The 24831-nt window shown below is 33.2% G+C and carries 23 protein-coding genes; 11 read left to right on the top strand and 12 right to left on the bottom strand.

Annotated elements, in window-relative coordinates:
• Nucleotides 1–94: 94 nt before the first annotated feature.
• Nucleotides 95–1126, top strand: a complete 1032-nt coding sequence (locus tag ACRBBL_RS18210) for a metal-dependent hydrolase (RefSeq protein ID WP_431370511.1) — start codon at nucleotides 95–97, stop codon at nucleotides 1124–1126.
• A gap of 426 nt (nucleotides 1127–1552) precedes the next feature.
• Here the strand turns inward: ACRBBL_RS18210 and ACRBBL_RS18205 are convergent, their stop codons facing one another.
• From ACRBBL_RS18205 to ACRBBL_RS18195, 3 genes are all read right to left on the bottom strand, one after another.
• Nucleotides 1553–1804: a hypothetical protein gene (locus ACRBBL_RS18205; protein WP_431370510.1), complete on the bottom strand. Its 252-nt coding sequence runs from the start codon at nucleotides 1802–1804 to the stop codon at nucleotides 1553–1555.
• Between the two features lie 210 nt (nucleotides 1805–2014).
• On the bottom strand, nucleotides 2015–3322 hold the full coding sequence (locus tag ACRBBL_RS18200) for a right-handed parallel beta-helix repeat-containing protein (RefSeq protein WP_431370509.1): 1308 nt from the start codon (nucleotides 3320–3322) through the stop codon (nucleotides 2015–2017).
• Nucleotides 3323–3605: 283 nt separating this feature from the next.
• Nucleotides 3606–4820: an aminotransferase class I/II-fold pyridoxal phosphate-dependent enzyme gene (locus tag ACRBBL_RS18195; RefSeq protein WP_431370508.1), complete on the bottom strand. Its 1215-nt coding sequence runs from the start codon at nucleotides 4818–4820 to the stop codon at nucleotides 3606–3608.
• Nucleotides 4821–4975: 155 nt separating this feature from the next.
• Here ACRBBL_RS18195 and ACRBBL_RS18190 point away from each other — a divergent pair, with 155 nt between their 5' ends.
• Entirely contained in the window at nucleotides 4976–5437 is a 462-nt protein-coding gene (locus ACRBBL_RS18190; protein ID WP_431370507.1) for an Lrp/AsnC family transcriptional regulator, read from the top strand.
• Nucleotides 5438–5474: 37 nt separating this feature from the next.
• Nucleotides 5475–6371 (top strand): sterol desaturase family protein, encoded by an 897-nt coding sequence (locus tag ACRBBL_RS18185; protein WP_431370506.1) that lies wholly within the window; start codon nucleotides 5475–5477, stop codon nucleotides 6369–6371.
• Between the two features lie 46 nt (nucleotides 6372–6417).
• Here ACRBBL_RS18185 and ACRBBL_RS18180 read toward each other — a convergent pair whose 3' ends face one another.
• Both ACRBBL_RS18180 and ACRBBL_RS18175 read right to left on the bottom strand, forming a co-directional pair.
• A complete protein-coding gene (locus ACRBBL_RS18180) occupies nucleotides 6418–7095 on the bottom strand; it encodes a LytR/AlgR family response regulator transcription factor (protein WP_431370505.1) in 678 nt (225 codons plus the stop codon).
• Nucleotides 7092–8141, bottom strand: coding sequence for a sensor histidine kinase (locus ACRBBL_RS18175; RefSeq protein WP_431370504.1), 1050 nt, complete (start codon nucleotides 8139–8141; stop codon nucleotides 7092–7094). Before ACRBBL_RS18175 ends, ACRBBL_RS18180 begins: the two co-directional genes overlap by 4 nt.
• Before the next feature lie 186 nt (nucleotides 8142–8327).
• Here ACRBBL_RS18175 and ACRBBL_RS18170 point away from each other — a divergent pair, with 186 nt between their 5' ends.
• The 8 genes from ACRBBL_RS18170 (at nucleotide 8328) to ACRBBL_RS18135 (ending at nucleotide 17359) form a co-directional block, all read left to right on the top strand.
• The gene (locus tag ACRBBL_RS18170) at nucleotides 8328–9743 is read left to right on the top strand and encodes a serine hydrolase domain-containing protein (protein ID WP_431370503.1); all 1416 of its coding nucleotides are present in this window, start codon (nucleotides 8328–8330) and stop codon (nucleotides 9741–9743) included.
• Nucleotides 9744–10074: 331 nt separating this feature from the next.
• A complete protein-coding gene (locus ACRBBL_RS18165; RefSeq protein WP_431370502.1) occupies nucleotides 10075–11358 on the top strand; it encodes a S8 family serine peptidase in 1284 nt (427 codons plus the stop codon).
• Nucleotides 11359–11822: 464 nt separating this feature from the next.
• A complete protein-coding gene (gene lpdA / locus ACRBBL_RS18160; protein ID WP_431370501.1) occupies nucleotides 11823–13229 on the top strand; it encodes a dihydrolipoyl dehydrogenase in 1407 nt (468 codons plus the stop codon).
• Between the two features lie 136 nt (nucleotides 13230–13365).
• Complete coding sequence (locus ACRBBL_RS18155; RefSeq protein WP_431370500.1) at nucleotides 13366–14034, top strand: Crp/Fnr family transcriptional regulator; 669 nt, start codon at nucleotides 13366–13368, stop codon at nucleotides 14032–14034.
• Nucleotides 14035–14461: 427 nt separating this feature from the next.
• Entirely contained in the window at nucleotides 14462–15355 is an 894-nt protein-coding gene (locus ACRBBL_RS18150) for a hypothetical protein (protein ID WP_431370499.1), read from the top strand.
• A 376-nt stretch (nucleotides 15356–15731) separates the two neighbouring features.
• Nucleotides 15732–16151 (top strand): OmpA family protein, encoded by a 420-nt coding sequence (locus tag ACRBBL_RS18145; protein ID WP_431370498.1) that lies wholly within the window; start codon nucleotides 15732–15734, stop codon nucleotides 16149–16151.
• A gap of 5 nt (nucleotides 16152–16156) precedes the next feature.
• On the top strand, nucleotides 16157–16735 hold the full coding sequence (locus ACRBBL_RS18140) for a TlpA family protein disulfide reductase (protein ID WP_431370497.1): 579 nt from the start codon (nucleotides 16157–16159) through the stop codon (nucleotides 16733–16735).
• A gap of 18 nt (nucleotides 16736–16753) precedes the next feature.
• On the top strand, nucleotides 16754–17359 hold the full coding sequence (locus tag ACRBBL_RS18135) for a tetratricopeptide repeat protein (RefSeq protein ID WP_431370496.1): 606 nt from the start codon (nucleotides 16754–16756) through the stop codon (nucleotides 17357–17359).
• A gap of 15 nt (nucleotides 17360–17374) precedes the next feature.
• Here the strand turns inward: ACRBBL_RS18135 and ACRBBL_RS18130 are convergent, their stop codons facing one another.
• From ACRBBL_RS18130 to ACRBBL_RS18100, 7 genes are all read right to left on the bottom strand, one after another.
• Nucleotides 17375–17827: a sterol desaturase family protein gene (locus ACRBBL_RS18130; protein ID WP_431370495.1), complete on the bottom strand. Its 453-nt coding sequence runs from the start codon at nucleotides 17825–17827 to the stop codon at nucleotides 17375–17377.
• A gap of 10 nt (nucleotides 17828–17837) precedes the next feature.
• Entirely contained in the window at nucleotides 17838–18677 is an 840-nt protein-coding gene (locus ACRBBL_RS18125; protein WP_431370494.1) for a phytoene/squalene synthase family protein, read from the bottom strand.
• Entirely contained in the window at nucleotides 18661–20145 is a 1485-nt protein-coding gene (locus tag ACRBBL_RS18120) for a phytoene desaturase family protein (RefSeq protein ID WP_431370493.1), read from the bottom strand. Before ACRBBL_RS18120 ends, ACRBBL_RS18125 begins: the two co-directional genes overlap by 17 nt.
• A 46-nt stretch (nucleotides 20146–20191) precedes the next feature.
• Nucleotides 20192–21088 (bottom strand): MerR family transcriptional regulator, encoded by an 897-nt coding sequence (locus ACRBBL_RS18115; protein ID WP_431370492.1) that lies wholly within the window; start codon nucleotides 21086–21088, stop codon nucleotides 20192–20194.
• A 144-nt stretch (nucleotides 21089–21232) separates the two neighbouring features.
• Nucleotides 21233–21448, bottom strand: a complete 216-nt coding sequence (locus ACRBBL_RS18110; RefSeq protein ID WP_431370491.1) for a class I lanthipeptide — start codon at nucleotides 21446–21448, stop codon at nucleotides 21233–21235.
• A gap of 190 nt (nucleotides 21449–21638) precedes the next feature.
• Nucleotides 21639–23597, bottom strand: a complete 1959-nt coding sequence (locus tag ACRBBL_RS18105; protein ID WP_431370490.1) for a S8 family peptidase — start codon at nucleotides 23595–23597, stop codon at nucleotides 21639–21641.
• Nucleotides 23598–23621: 24 nt separating this feature from the next.
• The gene (locus tag ACRBBL_RS18100; protein ID WP_431370489.1) at nucleotides 23622–24725 is read right to left on the bottom strand and encodes a hypothetical protein; all 1104 of its coding nucleotides are present in this window, start codon (nucleotides 24723–24725) and stop codon (nucleotides 23622–23624) included.
• Nucleotides 24726–24831: the final 106 nt, after the last annotated feature.

Below are 24831 nucleotides of genomic sequence, written 5' to 3'. Positions count from 1 at the left end.
GATTGTTTTCTTAGCGTAATGTTACGATTTTGTAAACAAGTATGCAAATCATTTTGGTTGTGTACCTTTGCAAACTTATAATTAAAGCTAATTTATGGATTCATTGACGCAAATTGTACTTGGAGCTGCCTGTGGAGAAGCTGCAATGGGAAAAAAAATAGGCAATAAGGCGTTGTTGTTTGGAGCTATTGGTGGAACAATTCCCGATTTAGATGTTTTTATTGGTGGTTGGTTGTATGGAAATAAAATTGATGCTATGCTATTTCATAGAGGATTTATGCATTCCATACTTTTTGCAATCTTAGGCGCTTTTTTATTCGGTTGGTTGGTCTATAAATTATACGATAAAGGCAAACGTCGCGGTACTACTACTCAAAAAGAGTGGACTTGGTTGTTTTTCTTGTCCATTTTTACACATCCACTTTTAGATTGCTTTACAGGATACGGAACGCAATTGTTTTTACCGTTTAGCAATTACAGAGTCGCTTTTAGTAATATATCTGTAGCCGATCCTGCGTATACACTACCTTTTTTAATCTGTTTGATTGTACTGATGTTTTATAAACGTCGCAATCCGAAACGAAAATTTTGGTTAAAGTTGGGAGTTGGAATCAGCTCTGTGTATATGTTATTCACGATTGGAAACAAATTCTATATCAATTCAGTCTTTGAAAAATCGATGACAGAACAAGGAATATCTTATCAGCGATATAATACGGAAGCGAGTATTTTGAATAATATTTTATGGTATGGAATTGCAGAGACGGAAACGGATTATCACGTTGCCTATTATTCTTTATTTGATACGAAAGATGTGTTTACGGATTGGAAAACGATTCCTAAAAATCATGATGTATTGCCAATAACAAATTCGGATTTAGCAAATTTGGCATGGTTTAGTAATTATTACTACAATATTAAGAAGAATGATGATGGAACGTTTACCTATAGCGATTTGCGTTATCCATCGGTTGATACCGGAAATGGAAAATCGGCAGTGTTTTCGTTTACACTTTTTAAAGATGGTGATCGACTCAATATGAAGCGATCGAGACCAGAATTTGAAAAGAACACAAGTATTTCGGATGTGTTAGCTATTTTTTGGGAACGTATTAAAGGGAAATAGTATATTAGTTCAACGCTTTTTTTGTTGTGAATTCTCTTAAAATACGCAGCTACTAATGCTCTGTATTTATATGACGTTTACAGGTGTCGCATAATACTCTTCTAATTTCGATACATTTTAGTTTAGCAATCGTTTTTGATTGACAAGCAAAATGAGTCTTAATAGCTTCATTGTATCTCATTTTATTACAAATCGATTTTGTAATGGTAAAACATTCGCCAGAAGAATCTTTTTTCGATTTGAACAGATGTAATTGCTCATTACTATTTTCTTTCAACGTGTAAAGAGTAGTATCATTCATGTAATTAAAGTTAATATGTAGGATGATTTATAAAGCATCTACTATCCAAAAAATGGCATGCAGAAATATCTGAGATCAGAACAAAATCTGAAAATCACCAAACAAAAGTTATTTTCTGTACGTTATTAAACTTTGTCCATGTACAAATGACTCACGCAGGTTGTACAAACATTACGTCCAATTTTTGCGCATTGTGTGCGTGCGCGTTCTTCTGGTTGACAAGAAAAAACTGTGAGTGAATCTTCTTCAATATCCATTTGCCCACAAACCGATTTTTGCTGTGCACGGCATTCGTTTTCTTCGGTTGGACTTGCTACAAAAAGATGTAATTCTCCGTTTGATTTTCGTTCTCGTAATATGTAAACATTTTTACGCATACACTATATTCTAGTATTAATTCTATTAGGGGTTAATAATAATTAAAAACGAGCAGCAAAAATTACGGGAATCCGTAAAGAGTGATAAATTACCTATAATCGGGTACTAATACTTAGGTTATTTCTTTTACTGTTGTAGTTATTAGTGAGTTAAAAAAACAAAAAAAGAACACCTTTCGATGTTCCTTTTTTACTATGATTTTATATATTTTATGGAGCAACACTAGCACTCGCATCTTGAATGATGGTACTTGTAACCTCGTTGTAAATATCTCCTAATGAATTTCCTGAATAATGATTTACACCTATTTTTATATTGAATGGAGCTCTAATAGGATTTGTTGAAGCAGAGGCAGGAATTGAATTTTCTTTTACTACAATTCCATATTTTTGAGTGCCAACGCCAACTCCTTGTCCATAAAGATGGTTTCCGCTTAAAATAACATGTACACTATCAAATTCAACACGAATTCCTCCGTATGGTGGATTTCCGTTCTCGCCATCATAATCTTGCTCATTATTTCCGCATACATTTCCTGTAACTGAAATATGAGAAGAACCAAAAATAGAAATTCCACATCTGTTGTTTTGATCTGCGGTATTGTTTGAAACAACTCCGTAATGGCAACGCTCAATTGCATACCCTAAGTCACCGCCATTTCGAGCTGTATTTCCGTAACATTTTAATCGAATAATATCTTTCAAACTAATTAAATCGGCAGCGCCACCTTGTACAGTTGAATCCTTTGCAGGAAAGCTTAAGCTTGGACCAATTACAATATTATCTGCTACTACAATATTTTCATGATGAGCAGAAGTGCCATCAAAATCTGTATCGGCACAGGTCATATAAATACCATGTATACCAGGTTCGTTAGGCGGCTGTGGACTAATTACGATATGGTTTCCTCGTATAATTACATCACTACAATAATGTGCAGCCGTTTGTGAACCTTGTAAATGAATTGCATGTCCATTTAGGTTATTGAAATGATTATCTTCAATTCTTAAATTTTGATTTCTTTGATGAAAAAATATTCCGCTATTTAAATTATCAAATGTGCAATTCTTAATAGTCACATTATTTATTGAAAATTTAAACATGATAGCTTGGTGACCTAGATTGAAATTTTTGAAATTGCAATTGATAACTTTTACATTTGCACCAGATAAAAAGATGAGTCCATGAGTTGTGTTGAAGCCGCCACCATCAAATTCAATACCATCAATTGTTACTGAATATGTAGTTGATTCAGTTGCAAAATTCATAAAAGAATATACTCCATTAGCAAGTGCTTTGATAACAGTTTTTCCATGTGAAGACCTGAATGTTAAATTGCTATAGATTGTTAATTGTGAAGATATTATGATAGTTCTGTTGCCAGGGAGAATAATTTCTCCACCGCCTTGAGAATTCGCATGATTAATAATTAATTGAAAGTTGGTTTTATCATCGGTTGAACCATTAGCAGTAATTGGGTTTAGGCCGAATCCCGGATTTAAAACATCGTAAATCATAATAATTTTTTTTAAAGTTAATAATGCTCAAAGAACGTAATATGAGTATCGATTTTAGCAGAAATACTGTTAATGAACCTGTAGTTTCAGTACTTTGACAAATGCAGGGAATTATAGGTTGATAGGTAGCCTAATCTATAATTCATATTCGATTTTGATTTGTTTCTATAAGAACATTTTTTATACCAAATCTTTCATGGAAATCATAAATAAGACTTAAAAAAACAAAAAAAGGAACACCATTTTTGATGCTCCCTTTTTACCGTAAACTAAACTTTGCAAATTATGCCATAGCAGACTCCAAGATATTCAGCTCTTCCATACATGCTCGCATAATTGTATAGGTTCGTTGAATATCATTATCCAATCCGACAGAAAAACGAATCAAGCCATCTGTTAAGCCCATTGCTGCTTGTTCTTCTTCTGGAATTTCAGAGGAAGTTGAAGTGCCTGGCGCACTAAATAATGTTTTATAAAAACCTAAACTCACTGCTAGGTATCCTAAATTTTTTTGTTGCATTAACTCCATTAAATCATTGGCTTTATCAATACTTCCAACATCAATAGTTAACATTCCTCCAAAACCATATTCAGCATTCATCATGTTTTTAAAGATTTCGTGTGATGGATGCGATGTTAATCCTGGATAGACTGTTTTTAAGCCATCTGCTTCAAACATTTTAGCCAAATACATAGCATTATAACTATGTTGTTTCATACGAATATGAAGCGTTCGTAAATTTTTCAATACAGAAGCCGCACGCAAACTATCCATTGTGGAACCTAATAACATACTAGCACCATCATTTACATTTCGCAATTGGTCAATAAATGCCTGTGAAGCACATACAACACCACCAACAGTATCGCTTGCGCCATTAATGAATTTTGTTAAACTATGAATTACAATATCGGCTCCTAATTTTGCAGGAGAGATTGATAATGGAGAAAACGTATTGTCAACAACCAATTGTAAATTGTACTTATTAGCTAATTCGGCAAGTGCTGTAATATTTGCGACTTCCAACAAAGGGTTGCTCACAGCTTCACAATACAAAACTTTCGTAGTTGGCGTAATGGCAGCTTCTACCAATTCCAATTTAGTAATATCTACAAAAGAAGTTTCAATATTGAATCGCGGTGTAAAGTTTTTCAAAAAAGCATACGTTCCGCCATAAATCGTTCTGCTAGATATAATATGATCGCCACTTTTGCATAATTGTAATAATACAGGTGTAATAGCGCCCATTCCGGAAGCAGAAACATTTGCTGTTTCGGTACCTTCCATCGCTGCCAAAGCTTCACCTAAATACAAATTACTTGGTGAGGTATGCCTCGAATACAAATAACAACCATCTGCATTCCCTTCAAAGGTGTCAAACATGGTCTTTGCAGAAAGAAATGTATAGGTTGAAGAATCAGATATTGAAGGATTTACACCTCCAAATTCACCAAAATACTGTAGATCTTGAATGTTATTCGCTGGATTAAATTTCATAGTTGTATCTTTTTAATAAGCATCAAAATTGATAGTATTAAGAATAAAAAACAAGTATTAGTTAAAATAATAGAAAATAAAACTATATATTTAATTATTGAATGAATAAATAACTAAAACTTCTTTTTTTAAATACTAATTATAGATTTTTTTACATGTTGAAACTAGACCAAACAGATAAAACCTTACTTACTTTACTACAAAATGACAGTAAACAAACCAACAAAGAACTTTCGGGTAAATTGAATCTTTCTGTAACTGCTGTGTATGAGCGAATTAAAAAGTTGGAAAAAGAAGGTGTGATTAAAAAGTATGTAGCTTTAGTAGATAAAAAACCCATAGAGAAAAGTTTTGTGGCACATTGCCATGTACGTTTAACTCAGCATTCAAAAGAATTTGTAATGAAGTTTGAACGGGAAATTATCAAATTAGAAGAAGTTTTAGAATGCTATCATGTAAGTGGTGATTACGATTATATTTTAAAAATTTTCGTGAAAGACATGGAGGCATATCGTGACTTTATGGTAACAAAACTAACAGCAATACCTAATATTGGAAATACACACAGCATATTTGTTATTGGAGAAGTAAAACATACAACAGCAATTTCTATATAATACGGAGATTTCTTATTTTTATTTTTTTTAAGAATACATGGAGAATTATTTATCGCAAGAATATTTATACATGCTGAGCGCTCCTATACACGCTGCAGCTATTATAGGAGAAATGATATATTCTTATTATGTAAAGCGAAAATTATATACAGTAGGAGATACTGCAACCAATATATACATAGGCTTATTTAACTTTGGGCTAGATTTATTGATGAAAGGTGTTTCTTTTGCTATCATGCTTTTCTTTTACTATTACCGTGTATTTGATTTAGAATTCACGCTCTGGTATTGGATCGGTGTATTTATTTTGCAAGATTTCGCGTATTATGTACAGCATTATGTAGATCATTACAGCCGCTTTTTTTGGGCAGTACATGTTACGCATCACAATTCAGAATACTTCAATATTTCTACAGGATTTAGAGCTTCGGTGTTTCAACCATTGTACAGATTTCTGTTTTTTTGCCCGTTAGCATTCTTTGGGTTTCATCCACTTCATATTATGGCAGCGTATGCCATTTTGCAAATTTATGGAACTTTAGTACATACGGAATCTGTTAAGAAAATGGGCGTTTTAGAGTGGATTTTAGTCACACCATCGCATCATAGAGTACATCATGCGTCCAATGGAAAATATTTAGACAAAAATATGGGGATGTTTTTCATTATTTGGGATCGTATCTTCGGAACCTTTCAAAAAGAAGAAGACAATTATGAACCCATTAAATATGGCTTGACATCAAAATTGGAAGATAAAGGACCTGTAAACATCGTTTTTCATGAATGGAAATCTATTTGGAACGATGTGAAGCAGCCTAATATTAATTGGCGACAGCGATTAAAGTACATTTTCTATGCACCAGGTTGGAGTCATGATGGTTCTCGAAAAACATCCAAGCAAATTCAACAAGAAATTAAAGAAAAGAAAACCTAAACGTATAAGTTTACAGAATTCTTATTCGTTGTATTGCTTGTGTACATTACTTCAATCTATCTTTTAAACTTGCTTTATAGCTTTTGCTGACAGGAATTTTTACAGAATTAATAATCAAATGATTTTGATCGAATACTTCAATATGTTCCAATTGTATGATGTATGACTTATGAACTTGAATAAAGTTAGAAGGTAATTTTGTCAATGCTTCTGAAACACTTTCTCTGGCTAAAATCTTCTTTGTAGTTGTATGATAGGTCATGTAATTTCCTTCCTTTTCCAAATACAAAATCGTTTCTGTAGCAACCTGAAATGTTTGATACCCGCTTTTTATTATAATTTGTTCTGAAACCTTTGTTTCTTTTACACTAGAAGAAAGTTGTAACTTATCTATAGCTTTTATAAAGCGTTGAAATGTGATCGGCTTCAGTAAATAATCACTAGCATTTAGTTCGTAACTTTCCACAGCATATTCAGCATAAGCAGTCGTAAAAATAATACGCGTTGGTTTCGGAATAATCTTAGCAGCTTGTATTCCTGATAAATTGGGCATATTGATATCTAAAAAAACAACGTCAGGTTTTTGTTTCTCTATATAAATCAATGCTTTTACAGGGTTTCGAAACGTTTGCATGCATTCAATATTAGGAATTCTATTGCAATAGTTTTCTAACAATTCTATAGCTTTTGGTTCATCGTCAACAATAATAGCTTTTAGAATCATGTGTTTAGTTTTAGGGTCACTTTATAAGTTTGTTCTTCTTCTGTAATTGTAAATGAATGCTTGTCTGGATACAAAATAGCCAATCTTCTTTTTACATTTTGCAATCCGACACCAGAATCTTCTTTAGAAAATGCATCACTTTTAGATTTCGAGACTATTGAATTGCGACATTCAAAAATCAATTCGGAAGCTTTCATCTCTAAAGAAATGTGAATAAAAGAAGGTTCATATATGGAAATTCCATGTTTAAAAGCATTTTCAACCAACGGAATAAAAATAGTAGGCGCAATGGTTTTATCTAAAACAGCTGGATCAACTGTAAAATGTATGTCTATAGGATCTGTTGAATCAAATCGCAATCGATTAAGTTCGATATAATTCTCTATAAAATGCACTTCTTTTTCAACAGGAATAAGATCATCTCTTGTAGAATATAATAAAAAGCGAAGCATCTCAGACAATTGTGCTATACTGCTTGAAACCTCAGTTTGTTGATGCTTTTCAGCAATAGACAACATATTATTTAATGCATTGAATAAAAAATGAGGATTAATCTGCGATTTTAAAAGTTTCAACTCAGCAGCCAATCTATCTTCTTTCAAACGTTGTTTCAAAGCTTCTTCTTTCTGCCATCGTAAAATCATTAAATGCACAAAAGAAGTTCCCACAAAAAAGATATACAACCACACATCTACCAAGAATGTCTCAAACCTATAGAAATTGAAACCGTAGATAATTCCAGATTTTAAATAATCTAATGAAAAAGCAATCAATATACTTATTATAAGAAAGGTGATATATTTCCCAAAAGCTTTACGGTCTATAAATTTCGACAAAAACAAGATATTAAAATAATACAAAATCATTTTGATAATCAAACCAATTGCGCTACCACAAATTGACATTGCATCATAATGAATTTTTACAGTTTCAACACCATTTTCAATTTCAATTTCACGATTCACGGGGCTAAAAATCATAAAAATGACACATGAGCAAATAACCCAGAATATTATATTTAATCCTATAGATATGATTTTTTTCATATTCAAAAATAAGTTTAAAAAAGGAGATGCCTTTCTTGAAATTGCAATATGTGACAAACGTGCTTTGAAATGGTATAAGTACACAAAACTGAGTTAAAATACCATGAAAAAGTGCTATCATACCATTTTATTGTGCACTTTAGGGCGAACAAGTACTTTCGAATAGAATCTAAAAAAACGAACAGTATGAAAAAAGTAGTCGTATTAATGTGTGTATTCATGTGTTACATGCATTGCAAAGGGCAAAATGTAACGCCTAATGAAGTAAAGAAAAAAATTGAAACGTATTTTAACACGCTAGGGAAAAAAGGATTTTCGGGCAGTGTTTTGGTAGCGTACAAAGGTAAAAAGTTAATTTCGGAAGGCTATGGATTGGCTGATAGAGAAAAAGGTATTAAAAACACAAAACAAACCGTTTTTGATATTGGTTCTATCACGAAACAATTCACAGCAGCAGGAATCTTAAAGTTAGAAATGCAAGGGAAATTATCAGTTGATGATAAAATAGCTACATACTTTAAAAACGTCCCTAAAGACAAGGAATTGATTACAATACATCATTTATTGACGCATTCATCTGGTTTATCGTCTGCAATTGGAGATGATTATGAGCACATTACAAAGGCTGATTTTGTACATACAACATTTCAAGAAAAACTAGCTTTCAATGTTGGAACATCTTATAAATATTCAAACGTTGGATATACATTATTGGCTATGATTATCGAAAAAGTTTCTGGGGAAACGTATGAAGCATACCTGTATAAAAACCTATGGAAACCTGCCAACATGTTTCAAACAGGTTATGAACGACCTAACTACAATCAAAAAGAAGTTGCTGTTGGATATGGTAAAACAAAGATTTTTGGGAAGCCTAATGAAAAATGGGATGCAAACGGACCTTCATGGCATTTAAAAGGAAACGGCGGCGTATTATCTACAGTAGAAGATATGTACAAATGGCATAAAGCCTTGGCGGGAACAAAAATACTAAGCGCAAAAGCAAAACAAAAATATTACACAAAACATATTGAAGAAGGAGAAGATGCAGGTTCTTATTACGGATATGGATGGGCAATTTTTCCAACACCTCGTAACACGGAGTTAATAGCACATAATGGAAGTAACGGAATATTCTTTGCTGATTTTTGGAGATATCTCTCAGAAGATATTGTCATTTTCTCTGTAAACAATGCTATTTCTGGCGATTATGATCGAATCAATATGGAAATTGCAGGAATCATACTTCGAAAAGATTACAAGCCAAATACGGACTTAGGTAAAGCTAGCGATGCAAATTTTGACGAAGTAGAATTGGAACAATTGGTGAAGACTTTTACACGTACTATTCAGAAAAAAGATAAAACTGCTTGGACAAAATTTATACAAACACATACCATGGATCATTTTGTAGAAATGATTTCTATGGAAAAACACTTAGAAATGTTTGGTAAAATTCACGAAAAAGTAAAAAACAAAAAACTAACCGAAGTAAGGATAGAAGGTGATGAGTTGATTTTAATATTGGAAGACAAAAAAATAATTCTAAATCTAGAAGTGCAAAACGAAGTACTCAAGGTTGCGGGAATCTTTATAGAATAATCTAAAAGTGTTAGCACTAAGCTTATCGAAGTGAAGCATTTTAAGAGTAACTCGAATCTAAAAACCTAAAAACAATACGTGTCAAGTAAGTCGACATATGATAAATTTATGATATTTTATACAATATGTAGTATTTCTAACAAAAAATGCAACTTAGTTGCATTTACGTAACTTTACCCTTATTGAAGCTGCTTTTTTTAACAATGTTCTTTAATGTATCAATATTTTTTTTGTAAAAAAAATAAAAAAACCATAAAAAGAGTAAGTAGAACTTTTCTTTGGCATTAAAAATATATAGATAATATTGTGCATAACCAATAAATTAAATAACATGAAAAACAATTTCAAATTACTCTATGTATTACTATTAGTATTTATTACATCTTGTTCAACGGATAGTGTTACAACAACTGATGACTTGATAGAAGGGAAATCTGATCTGCTTGAAAAAAAGCTAGACCAAGCGGAAGTTATACCAGGTGAATACATCATAGTGTACAAAAAAGATGCGACAACTAGTAAGATGAATTATGCTGCTACGAGAAGAGGATTAACTCCAGAATTGAAAAAAGTTCAAAATTACTACAAAGAAAGATCATTAGCTACATTGAAATTAATTGGTAGAGGTGAAAAAAGCCTAGGATTTGTATACACAGGTGCAATTCAAGGTTTTCATGCTAAAAACCTATCTGTTGGCGATGTAGAAGTCTTATTAAGAGACAAAACTATTGATTTTATTGAGCCTAACCGTAAAGTTATTGCTGATTTTCCTAAACCAAAAAATCCTGCAGGAGTAAAGTTGCCAATGCAAAATGAAGTAATCAATAAAGCTGATTCTTTCTTACCAAGCGGTGATTTCTTGCCTTGGGGTGTAGATTACACAGGTAGAGATAACAATGCTGGTACGAACAGATATGTATTTGTAATTGATTCAGGAATTGATCAACACCCAGACTTGACTATCGATACTGGACTATCAGCAAGTTTCTTTCCTGGAGAAAACTGGATTGATAGAGATGGTCATGGTACACACGTAGCTGGAACAATTGGTGCTAAAGCAAATGGATCTGGTGTTATAGGTGTAGCTTATGGGTCAACATTAGTAGCGGTTAAAGTTCTTGGAGGACCACAATCAAGTGGTTCTGATGCAGGAATTATTGCTGGAGTAGATTATACGTATAACAATTCTATAGCAGGAGATGTATTTAATTACTCTGTTGGTTACCGTTTTAGACGTACTAGCAATGCAATTGACAATGCGTTTACAAGACTAGACGATAAAATTTATGGAGCTATAGCAGCTGGAAATAGTAATGATAACACCTTGTATTACTCTCCACAACGTTTGCAAACAAGTCGTACTTGGATGGTTGGAAACTTAACTCGTAATATCACTCCAAATGGTACTTCATGTTTTGGCGCATCTGTAGATAGATGGGCGCCAGGTACAGATGTATGGTCAACTTGGTTAAACGGTCAGTACAACAGAATTTCAGGAACTTCTATGGCATCTCCACACGTAGCTGGAATACTTGCAGTTCGAGGAAACAATTCAGTGGGAACAAATGGAAATACAAGCAAAGGAGGTTTTACAGCTCCGAATGCAAAAAGGTAAGTTTATGAACTTTTATTTCTTCATTTAATACCTCCTAAAAAACGTTACAGTTTTAAATAGATTAAATCTCAGGTAAGACAACTGTCTTGTCTGAGATTTTTTTATAAGTTTTTAGCTTATTTTGCTTGAACATTTAATCAAACAAAAATGTAATAAAATAGAAAGAACCTTTTTTATCTAAAATATTTTTCTACTGATTATGATCTTTAATTGTATTTTCTATAACAAAACACTTTTGAAAGAAGAAGCTAAAACCAAAGTGAAGCAAGTCTAAAAATCTAAAAATAACACCATCTAACAGTCTAAAAAGTAAGCAGTCTAAAAGCGTAGCGCTCTAAAGCAAAGCGAGTCTAAATATCTAAGAACAACATGAGTCTAACAATCTAACAACAAAGCATTGCACAACCCTAAAATAGTTGTACTTTTGTGGTATTGACAAATAAAAAAGTTCAAAAAACAAGAATATGAATTCATACGATGTAGCCGTAATTGGCTCTGGTCCTGGTGGATATGTTGCTGCCATTCGTTGCGCACAACTAGGCATGAAAACTGCAATCATTGAAAAATATAACACACTTGGTGGAACCTGCTTAAATGTAGGTTGTATTCCGTCAAAAGCTTTGTTAGACTCTTCGCATCATTACGAAGAAGCAATCAAACATTTTGATACACACGGAATCGAAATTTCAGGAGATGTAAAAGTGAATCTTGAAAAAATGATCGCGCGCAAGCAAGCAGTAGTCGATCAAACAACAGGAGGAATTGATTTCTTGATGAAAAAGAATAAAATCGACGTTTACGTAGGTTTGGGTAGTTTTAAAGATGCTACACACGTAAACATCGCTAAAAATGATGGAACTACTGAAGAAATAGAAGCGAAGAATATCATCATCGCAACTGGAAGTAAACCATCAACTTTACCATTTATCACTTTAGATAAAGAACGAATCATTACGTCAACAGAAGCATTAAAGCTCAAAGAAATACCAAAACACTTATTAGTAATTGGTGGCGGCGTTATTGGTTTGGAATTAGGACAAGTATACAAGCGTTTAGGTTCAGAAGTTACTGTACTTGAATATGCTGATAGAATTATTGGCGGAATGGACGCTGGACTTTCTAAGGAATTGACTAAAGTATTAAAAAAGCAAAAATTCAAAATCAACACATCACATGGTGTAAAATCTGTAGAACGTGTTGGTAATGAGGTTGTTGTAAAAGCTGATAACAAAAAAGGAGTTGAAGTAGAGTTCCGAGGAGATTACTGTTTGGTATCTGTTGGTCGTCGTCCATATACAGACGGATTGAACACAGAAGCTGCTGGCGTAAAATTGGATGATCGCGGTAGAGTAGAAGTAAACGGACATTTGCAAACAAATGTTTCAAACATCTATGCTATTGGTGATGTAGTAAAAGGAGCAATGTTAGCACACAAAGCATCTGAAGAAGGTACTTTGGTCGCTGAAATTATTGCGGGACAAAAACCACATATCGATTACAATCTAATTCCAGGTGTTGTATACACGTGGCCAGAAGTTGCAGCTGTTGGAAAAACAGAGCAAGAATTAAAAGACGCAGGAGTTGCTTACAAAACAGGACAGTTTCCAATGCGTGCTTTAGGTAGAAGTAGAGCAAGTATGGATATTGATGGTTTCATCAAAATCTTAGCTGATGCAACTACAGATGAAATCTTAGGAGTTCACATGATTGGAGCAAGAGCAGCCGATTTAATAGCGGAAGCTGTTGTAGCAATGGAATACAGAGCATCTGCGGAAGATATAGCGCGTATGTCGCATGCACATCCAACATTTGCAGAAGCAATCAAAGAAGCAGCCTTAGCAGCTACAGAAGACAGAGCGTTACATATCTAAAAGCGCTTTTACATATAAATTATAAAACTCCAGTAACTTACTGGAGTTTTTTTTGTTCAATTGTAAGTTATTACTTTTTTTATCGACTTTTAAAATTATAACCTCGATAAAGCCTAAAAAAAGTAATACACCCAATATGAATTCTCTTTGGTATTTTAAAGATGTAAATCTATTCAACATCTTATGTCCACACAAAATCGAGCAGTATAAAGAGTGTCATGAATTTGATGCCTACAAAAAGCAAGACTATATTTATTTTGAAGAAGACTCTGCTAACAAAGTGTACTTAATAAATCAAGGAAAAGTAAAAATTGGTTACTATACAGCAGATGGAGAAGAAGTGGTAAAATCAATTTTATCGAAAGGTGATTTGTTTGGAGAAAAAGCCATTTTGGGAGAAGAAAAAAGAAATGAATTTGCGCAGTCAGTTGACAACTTAACTTCTATCTGTCCAATTGCTGTTGATACGGTACATGACTTAATGAGAGAGAATCAAACCTTTACTTTAAAAATATATAAGTTCATCGGTTTTCGGATCAAAAAACTTGAACGTCGATTGCAATTATTATTGTTCAAAGATACCAAAACACGCTTGTTAGAATTCCTGAAAGAGTTGTGTGAAGAGTATGGATACGAGTGTAAAAAAACGGGAAATAATGTAGTGAAGCATCCGTACACACAAAAAGATATTGCTAGTTTAATAGGAACTTCGCGCCCTACATTAAACATCATTATGAACGAATTGAAAGAGGCAAATATCATTGATTTTAACCGAAAAGAAATTCGATTTCTTAGTGAAATTTAATTGTAAAAAGTCTTACCTGAGGTGTGTTTATAAGTATAAGTTGAACTAATTCGACTGTAGAATGGAATCCAGATTTAAAGAAATTATTGTTATTATTACATGTATTACACTTTGTAGATTACAGTAAAAAGTACTATATTTAAAAACATCAAAACAGGCTGTTTTTCAGTCCAAAAAGAACCCAAAACCGGCATGACAGCATGGCAGTTTCGGGTTCTTTTTTTGTATTGCATTTTTTGTTTAATTAAAATATGTTAATTTATTGATTTTTAAATAATTGAAAATTAAATAAATAGCTTTTTTAAATGTTAAAAAACAGTCGTTATTTAACAGAAAAAGTAAGTTTTAGTTAGAAGTGTTAGCTAGCTAACATTTTAAGTGATTTTGCCACAATATATTTGTGTTATAATCATAAAAAAAACTCGCAATGATAAAAAAAATGTTTTTGGGACTAGCGTTAGGATTCTTCGCTGTCTCATGTAGTAACGACGATGATGCCGCAGTTGCGTTATCAAACTTAAATGTAAATCTTAATGGATTAGAAAATCTTGGAAGTGACTTCGTATATGAAGGTTGGATTATTGTAAATGGGAACCCAGTTTCAACAGGAACATTTACTGTAAATGATTCAGGAACTTTATCGAGAACCTCTTTTGCAATAAACTCAGATCAATTAGCTGCAGCAACAACATTTGTGCTTTCTATTGAACCAGCGGTTGATCCAGATCCTGCACCAGCACCAACAAAATTATTAGCTGGAGATTTCTCAGGAAATACAGCAGCCGTAGGATTAGGTCCAGTTACAAGTAGCGGAAACTTTGATGCAGCTTCAGGAGCTTTCTTTTTAAGAACTCCAACAGATGAAATGCCAGGAGCAGGAAATAATGGAAACGATCAATATGGTGTTTGGTTTGGTAACCCAGGGATGCCACCAACAGCAAGTTTAAATTTACCACCTTTAGCAGATGGATGGAAATATGAAGGTTGGGTTGTAGTAGACGGAACAGGACCTATAACAACAGGAACTTTTACAACATTTGGAACTGCCGATGAGTCTAATGGATTCAGCGGAGCAGAAAACAATGCCGGACCTCCAATTCCAGGAGAAGACTTTTTCCTCAATGCGCCAGATGGTTTTACATTTCCACTAGATGTACGCGGACGTACCGTAGTAATCTCTGTAGAACCTAGCCCAGACAACAGTCCTGCGCCATTCCTATTAAAGCCCCTAGTAGGAACAGCAGGAAACGATACTGCGCCAGCAACACATGATCTTAACCTAAACGCTTCATCGTTCCCAACGGGAACAATAGTGCGATAATCTTTATGATTATTATCGTTAGATGTGAAACACGTTATCAATTTTGATAGCGTGTTTCTTTTTTTGATCGCTTCACTTCGACAAGTTCAGTGCAGGCGCTTTTTTTGAAATATACGAACATTGAGCAGAGTCGAAATGTGGGTCGCTTCGGTGTCTTCTTAAAAAACATTTAAAATTTAACATATATAATTTAGCATTTCTGAACGTCACTTCGCGTAGTTTTTCGGAATAGAATGAAGAAAATTTGTATCGAGAAGTACTCTGAAAACGAATCTCTTTCTAGGTTTGCAAATTCTTTTTGAAAACATTCTACCGAGAAATTTTCATCAATACTTACGACTAATTTGTATCTTTCATGACTATAATTTTTTTAGTAATGAAAAGTTTAAAGTTTATTATAATGCTAAGTTGTTTCTTTTTTGTGGGAAAGGTCTTTTCGCAAGATCATTCCGAAAAAATAGATGCACTTGCTGAACAATTGAAATTTAAAAGTTCTATATCACTTGAATTGAAAAAAGAATCCGTTGATGTTTTAGATACAATTGCAAATATCTTAAAGACTACTAGTTATACTTACAATATTGAATCGCATTCAGGAATGATAGGTAAGGATAGCGATAATTTAATTAAAACTCAAAAAAGAGCGATAATCATTAAGAAAGCGCTTGTAAAAAGAGGAATTAACCCTAGTCGTTTAAATGCAGTAGGTTTCGGAGAAACTAGTCCTAAGACTAGTATGCCAAATACAAGAGGGAGATCATGGAATGAACGGATTGAAATTATTAAAAAAGAATAACACCTATGAAACTCACCAGAAAACATTGGAGTAATATTATTTTTGTCGTTGTTATTGCATTGATCATCTTTACGCCAGTTGGTACATTTGTGAAAGTAAAACTGAATCAAGCAAAGATGTTATTCTTTAGTCCAGATAGTATTGAGCTAGCCGAAAGAGTAACTGTAAGCGACTTTCAATGGAATTTGGTAGATAGTTCAGGGAAAACGGTAAACTTCAAAGAAATGGAAGGAGATGTCATTCTCGTGAACTTCTGGGCTACTTGGTGTCCGCCATGTGTAGCCGAAATGCCAAGTTTGAATAAATTATATGCAGATTATAAGGATAAAATCACCTTTGTTTTTCTTGCAAATGATAAAATAAAAAACGTCGAAGCTTATCTTGAAAAGAATGGTTATGACTTTCCTGTGTATTACAGCAAAGATAATGAGCCAACAGAATTGCAATCACCAAGTATACCTACAACATATTTGATTGATGATCAGGGTAGTATTGTAATGAAAGAAGTAGGTTCTTATAACTGGAATAGTACCAATGTACGCAATCAAATAGATGAATTGTTAGCGTTTTCGTTGGCGGAGTAATAAAACTAATAATATTTAATGAAGAGTAAAGCATCAGAAGATTTAGTAGATTTATACCAAAAATTTAGTCAAACTTTTGATGATTATTCATTGAAGTCGACATTAAGACAAAATATTTTAAAGACCTATAATGAAATAAAAGAACCAAATCCTAAACAAAATTATGTGATGGGATTGTTTTTTTACGAAGATTACAATGAAAATACGTCAAAAGATATATTGAAAGAGCAAACGCGTAAAGCAATTTCTTTTTTTGAAAAATCAATAAGTGCTGATGAAAACTATTATATGTCTAATTTATATTTAGGACATTGCTATCAAGATTTACAACAATATAAAAAAGCAATATATTATTATTTAAAAGTTGATCAAAATAAGTTACAAGAAGAGTTTCCTTTGTGGAGATTTGTACTCTTATTCGAATTAGTAGGGTTTTGTTATTGGAAAATTGGTAAAGAAGACATTGGAATAAAATATTTCAAAAAAACACATTCAGAATATTTATTATTAGACGATTATCTTGATTTATACCCTATAGGAGATTATATAGAAGATTGTTTGGGTGAAAATCATAGTTTATTCATTGAAATGAAAGCTTATGAAAAAATTAAATTAAACCAGTAAAATATAAGATTAAAACTATTTACGCTTAAAATATTTTCTAGGAACCCACAACATTCCAAAGCATTCTCCATCACCTTTACCTAAGTGTTTGTGATGAATTTTATGTGCTCTACGAACTCCTTTTGCATACCAATTATCTGCTTTTCGGAGTAATTTGAAACGTTGGTGAATAAAGATATCATGTACAATAAAATAGGCGAGTCCGTAAGCGAAAATCCCAAGACCAATTGGCAACCCTAGCCAAAAAATGTCATATTTCCACAATAAAAAACAAGCAATACTTACAATAGCGTAAAAGATAAAAAAGGCATCGTTACGTTCAAACCAAGAATCGTGATCTTTATGGTGATGATCTTTGTGTAATGACCATAAAAAACCATGCATTACGTACTTGTGTGTTGCCCAAGCCATAAATTCCATGATGCAAAATGTTGTTAAAAAAGCGCCTATCCAAATAAGGGTTGTCATTTTATTAAATTTATAGCAAGTTTAACTGATAATTTACATACGATTTCGCTAATAACGCCATTTTTTGATAATTTGGAATACGAATTCGTGCATTTTTGATTTTAACCGAAGGTGTACGTTTCAATTTGTGTAATAACTTTGAATAGTACTTGTATGCGGTAAATACACCAAATTTGGCTTCCATAGGTAATTTTGTTATTCCTTTAAGCCCAAGTTTAAAATCCTGTTCAATTTCTTCAATAATTTTTTGTTTTGAAGCTTCGTCTAAGTTTTTTAAATCAGCATCAGGAAAATACGTTCGATCTAAACCTTCGTAATCAGCTTTTAAATCACGTAAAAAATTCACTTTCTGAAAAGCAGAACCTAAAGACATAGCGGAAAGCTTAAGTTCTTCATACTTTTTTTCATCGCCTTTAACAAATACTTTTAAACACATTAAACCAACCACATCTGCCGAACCATAAATATATTCTTTGTATTCTTCGTCAGTTAAATATACTTTTTTGTCTAAATCTTGACGCATACTTTTCATAAAAGCATCAATCAAGTGTGTTGGAATGTCGTATTTATGAACCGTGTGTTGAAACGAGTTTAAAATAGGGTTCAAGCTTATTTTATTTTTCAAAGCACAATCCCAATCTGCTTGAAACTTATCTAACAAAAACTCTTTGTCATACTCATGGAAAGAATCTACAATTTCATCTGCAAAACGCACAAAACCATAAATATTGTAAATATCTTGACGAATAGATGGCGATAACATTTTGGTTGCTAACGAAAAAGATGTGCTGTACGATTTGGTAACAAGCGTACTGCAATTGTAAGAAACAGAATCAAATAGTGCTTTCATGAGTATTTGGTTGATGTTTGGTGATTAATTCGGCTACCAATTTCCCAGAAATTAATGCTGGAGGAACTCCAGGACCGGGAACTGTTAATTGTCCAGTAAAATATAAGTTCGTAACTTTTTTACTTTTCAAATTGGGTCTTAAAAATGCAGTTTGAAGCAGCGTATTCGCCATTCCGTAAGCATTTCCTTTATATGAATTATATTCTTTTACGAAGTCATTTACACAAAAGGACTCTTTAAAGATAATATGATTTGTAATATTTTGTTGTGTAATTTCTTGAAATCTATTCATGATGATGTCAAAATATTGCTCACGTAGTTCGGGAGTGTCTTCTAAACCTGGCGCAATAGGAATTAAAAAGAAACCAGCTTCTTTTCCTTCTGGTGCAGCAGCTGCATCTGTCATAGATGGAAAATTTGCATAAAACAAAGGTTCTTTTGGCCAAGAAGCTTTATCATAAATGACATGTGCATGCGCATCAAAATCTACATCAAAAAACAGAGTGTGGTGTGATACGTTTTTAATCTTTTTATCAAATCCTACATAAAATAGGAGTGAAGAAGGTGCAAAGGTTTTCTTATTCCAATAGTTTTCAGAGTATTGACGATATTTAGAATCTAATAAAGTTTCAGAATGATGATAATCTGCACCCGAAAGCACAATATCACCTGTATATTCGCCATTTTCAGTAATTACTTTGGAAGCTTTTTTTCCTTCTACATCAATCTTAACAACATTTTCATTAGTTTTAATCGTGACGCCTAAACGTTTGGCTAAGGTTTCCATAGCTTGTATAATGCTGTACATTCCACCATCAGGATGCCAAGTTCCCAATCCGAAATCGGCATAATTCATAAAACTGTAAAATGAAGGTGTATCGCTAGGTTTTGCACCTAAAAACAATACTGGAAATTCTAATATTTTAATCAATCGGTCATTCTTAAATTCTTTACGAACATCTCGTTTGATATTGCTAAAAAACTGACCAATCTTTTTAATCGTTTTTGTATTGACTAACTCTAATGGAGAAACTCCTGGTTTGTATACCAAATCCTTAATAGCTACATTATAATTGTCTTCTGCAGTTGCAATAAATTTTCTAAGCTTCGCACTACTACCTTTTTCTTCTTCTTCAAAAGCAGCGCATATTTTCTCTAATGTATCTTCAATACGGATCGAATCATCTTTCCCAAAGTACACTTCGTATGCAGGGTTTAATTTCTCTAAATGATAAAACTCAGAAGGTTTTGTATTGAAATCGTTAAAAAAACGCTCAAATACATCTGGCATCCAATACCAAGAAGGGCCTAAATCAAAAGTGAATCCATCTCTTTTCAGCTGCCTAGCTCTTCCGCCAACCGTAGCATTTTTTTCTAAAATTGTAACATCATAACCTGCTTGGGCTAGATAACAAGAAGCAGATAAGGAGGAAAATCCAGAACCTATTATAATAGTTTTTAATTTCATTGTTTAACAAATGTAGTAAAAAGTTAAACAAAATTAAAATCAAATTCTAAATTTCTTTAACTAAATCAATTATTGATTTGAAAACCTTAAGGTTTTTGTAGTTTTTAGTGTTCTTTACAAATTTTGCTTGGTACCCTAAAAGCCATAAGTGATTATCATTGAAACCAATTTGTTTGTTAAACTCGTCTAAGTAATCTTCGAGTTTATCTTCTATAGGTGTCACTGTAAAGTAAGAAATAAAATACAATTCTGGGAAAAAGTTGTGAACATTTGTTAAACTATCTATAGGAATAGTTTGACCAAGATAGATGGTGTGATATCCTTTTAGTTGTAATTCATAGTTTAAATATAACAATCCTATTTCGTGAATTTCGTTTTCGGGTAAGTATAAAACAAACGTTTTTGTCTTATTCGATTTTTCTATAGATTGGATACGTTCAGTATTCAAAATAATCTTTTGTTTTATAAGACTTGAGATGAAATGTTCGTGTGCAGGGTTGATCGTTTGCGTATGCCATAACACACCTAATTCATTTAATAATGGAATGAAAGTATCATAAAAAATCTCACGAAAAGATTTTTCTGCTAACAATTTATTATAGGTGTTATAGAAAAGAGTATAATCAAAATTAAGCATTGATAACTTCAAAGAATTCAATGCTTGGTTATGAATATTTTTCTCAGTTGCTATTTCTCTCACAAGAATATGAATCTTCTCTTCTGGGATTTCGGCAATCTTTGAAATTTTATATCCGTTCTTATAAAGTAGTGTTATATTCAGAAGTTTTTGTAAACTTCTTGTATCATAAGTACGAATGTTTGTATCAGTTCTTTCAGGTGCTAATAGGTCATATCTTTTTTCCCAAATACGAATTGTATGCGCTTTAACTCCAGAAAGATTCTCTAAGTCTTTGATACTAAATTTAGTCTTAACACACTCCATTTGTTTATCTTTTTTCTAAATAGCTTAAACGAAAATACTAATTTTATCTAGACTTACCTCACTTTTTTTCTATTAAAAATTATTTTAAATAAAAAAAGCTATCAAATATTTGATAGCTTTTAAAAAAAGTATTCTAGTGTATGTTTAGCATTTTACTAATGTATCGCATCCATATATCTTAGAATAGAGTTCACATACAAGTGGCTGAACTGTTAATGCAACTGTGCAGTTTCCAATTGGTCTAGCGCATGAAACTGTAAATATTTCACTTGGGCTAGCTGCTCCACCAACGATAGAATCATTTAATGAAGACACTACTTGTTTTTTTAGACTCAATGAGTTTAACTTCTTTTTTTTCATGTTTGATAAGTTTTTAATATTTAGACTAAAATTAGTAAGAAGAATAGTATTGTAAAACTAAAGCAAATCGTTATTTATAAATGTCGACCTAAAACTATTTTATTCTTATGTACAAGATTATCAGTTTTTTTAAATAAAGAAAAGCGAGCTAAAACTCACTTTTCTTATATGTTAGTGTTATGTGAACTATTTATTTTTTGATGATTTTTTCAACAAATATTTTTGATTTGGTACGAACTTTTACAAAATACATACCTTGTAAATTCCGTTGAATATTTACAGAAAGCTTCGTTGAATTTTTAAAATCGATTGTTTCAATAAGATCACCTTTAAAATCTAAAATTTGTAATGTTCCGCTTTCCTCTTGATCAAAGTATACCGAAAAGGCTCCTTGATTTGGATTTGGTGCGATATACATTTTTTGAACTTCTTCTTCAGAAGCATCTTGAATCGTTGTGCTATCAATAAAACCTATTGATTCATCAGAGCTTCTGCTCACAAATGATCCTGTACAACCTTCAATATATGCTCTAAAAATTGAACCGTTTAAAGCATCAAATCCTGGTGCTAAAACGACTTCTGTACCTGCATGATAAATTGCGGTAGCTCCCGAACTGATGGTATTGGAAGCTGTAATATCATTGGAAGCTTCTTGTGTGTCAGTTCCAGATGGAACATTTGTTGTAATATTTAACGAAACAGGACAAGGCGATAATACTTGTGCAGCCGCACATACATCAATTAATCCATGTCCGTAATTATTATCTTGTCCAGCAGTTCCTAAATCGATAGCTGTTGACATCAATGCATCTTTAATTTGATCTACTGTTGCATTTGGATCTACTTGCCGTAACAAAGCAACTGCTCCAGCAACATGTGGTGTCGCCATTGATGTACCATTAAAATTACTATATCCTCCGCCAGGAACAGATGATCTTACTGACGACCCGCGTGCTACTACTTCTGGTTTTATTGCCAAAAGTGGATCGGCAGTACAGGTCGATGGTCCTCTACTACTATAAGACGCAATCGTTGCTCCCGAAGCATCTAAAGCTCCGACAGAAAAAGTATTGTAAGCTGTTGTGGCTCTATCAGAAGGTGTTCGCAAAGAACTGCTTCCAAATCCGCCTTCATTTCCAGCAGCAAAAACGACGACGACTGTTGCGGCTTCTACATTGTCAATTACGGACCAAAATGTAGTGTCACACGCTGAAGGAACATGACCAAATATTGGACTTAATCCCCATGAGTTTGAACTTACATCTGGTACATCATCTACTGTTGTAGGATCTCCATCAGGATCAACTGTCCATTGAAACGCTAGTAATGCATTCGAAATCGTATTGCTAATACCTCCAATGTCAATGACACCAGCTGAAATCCATTCTGCATCATACGCAACACCAATAATATCTCCCGTTGTACTTCCTAAAATTGTTCCCATAGTATGTGTTCCGTGTGAACCAGAATCTACAGGGTATGAAGGTGATAATCCATTCGGATCAAACCATGCTTCAGCAGGAGTTACACCAGTTGCATTTCCACGCCATTTAGTTGTCAATGCTGGATGACTTGCATCTACACCTGTATCTAAATGTGACACCAAACGTCCAGCGCCTGTATATCCTTGTGCCCACATACAATCTGCATTAATAAGTGTTACACCAGGTTCTATACCGGAAGTGCTTATGGAAGAAGCAGTTGTTCTTTCTGTTGGAAGAATGGACGTAATGATATAATCTAAATACACAAATGCAACGTCTTTGTGTTGACTGATTTCCACCACTGTTTTTGCCTTTGCTTTTACAAGTATGGCGTTAATAATCCAGATTGGTTCAAATTCGCTTATATCGCCACGTCTTTTTTGCATGCTTAAGTAGGATACAAGGTCTTTTTGAGTACCTTCTGCTTTATCTTGAAGCATTGTAACTGCTTGTTCATGAAGTTGTTGTCTTGTGAGACTTTCTTGATTTCTCTTTAACTCTGTAAGCGGAACTTGATCAGAAAGCATCACGATAAAAGATACTTGTTCTTCTGATTGTTTCGTTTTGAGTTGTGTTAGTAAATTTTCGTCAATTTTTTCTTGGGCTATACCTGAATACCAAACAAAAGAGAGAAAACTTAATATATATATAGATAAGTTTTTCATAATGTTATTGTTTAAGAATAGCGCTTATTTTTTATTGATTTCTTTGTCTAACTTTTCAGATAATGCATCTACTTGTTTTTGTAGTTTGATAATATACAGTGTTAACTCTTCAATTTTTTCTTGCTGAATGCGTGTAATATCACCCAATTCAACACCTTGTGCTTCCACTTGTTTTTCAGATGGAACGTTTGGTAAATGACCGTTTTCTTTAATGAAACTTTCTACCTCACTAATTGGTAGTAAATTATAATCAGCATCAAAAACATAATCTGCCCAACCAGTACGTACACGCACTTCTTCGGTTAAAATTCCTCCTTTTACATATAAGCTATATGCACTTGTATTTGCGCCACCAACACTATTAGGTAATTGATTTGTGTTGATTCCTACTTTATCTTTATCAAATTCACCGTAAATTAACGGTGTTGCAGTAGATGTAACATCGATGTATAATTTTTCATTACCAGTTTCACTATATCCAGCATCGTTTCCTAAGAAAACATTCAAATATCCGCTAGAATTATTATATCCTGCACGATATCCTAAAAAAACGTTGTACTTACCGTCTTTAATAACACGACCACTTTCGGTACCAACAGCTACATTATAGTTTCCGCCAGGCGCACCACTTGACCCAATTCCAGAATTTTTCCCTACATATACATTTCCTTGTCCTTCTGCATTGTAATATCCTGCCGCAGCTCCTAGTAATGTATTTTCACCTCCAGAAGTATTATTCTGACCAGCACCGCTACCGATAGTTGTGTTATAACCTCCAGTGTTGATTCGTCCAGTGTACACTCCAATAAAGGTGTTGTTATTTCCTTTACTAGATCTTCCTGCTTGCGAACCCATAAATGTGTTGTTGTAACTTACCGAGTCATCACGTCCCGCTTCTGAGCCAAAGTAAGAATTGTTACTACCTGTACTTGTAGCACGTCCACTAAAATGCCCAAAGAAACTGTTATTAAAAGCAGTTGCTCCTTGACCTGAAAAGTACCCAACATACGTAGCATTTGTTCCGCCTGTCCCTGAGCCAGTTCCGAAATTAGTAACCTGTGCTTGTAAAGCATTCACTGAAAATAAAGCGATCCCCGCCATTAACAGATTTAAAATTGTTTTTTTCATAATTAAATAATTTATTGGTTTTTGGTTATTATAATTTACAATAAAAGACTTCGTAATCAGTAAGTTTTAAGCGTATTAATTGTACGTTTTTACGTAGTGTTGTTTA

The sequence above is a fragment of the Kordia sp. genome (assembly GCF_050633145.1).
Taxonomy (GTDB): domain Bacteria; phylum Bacteroidota; class Bacteroidia; order Flavobacteriales; family Flavobacteriaceae; genus Kordia.
This window is presented reverse-complemented; position numbering and strand designations above follow the sequence as displayed.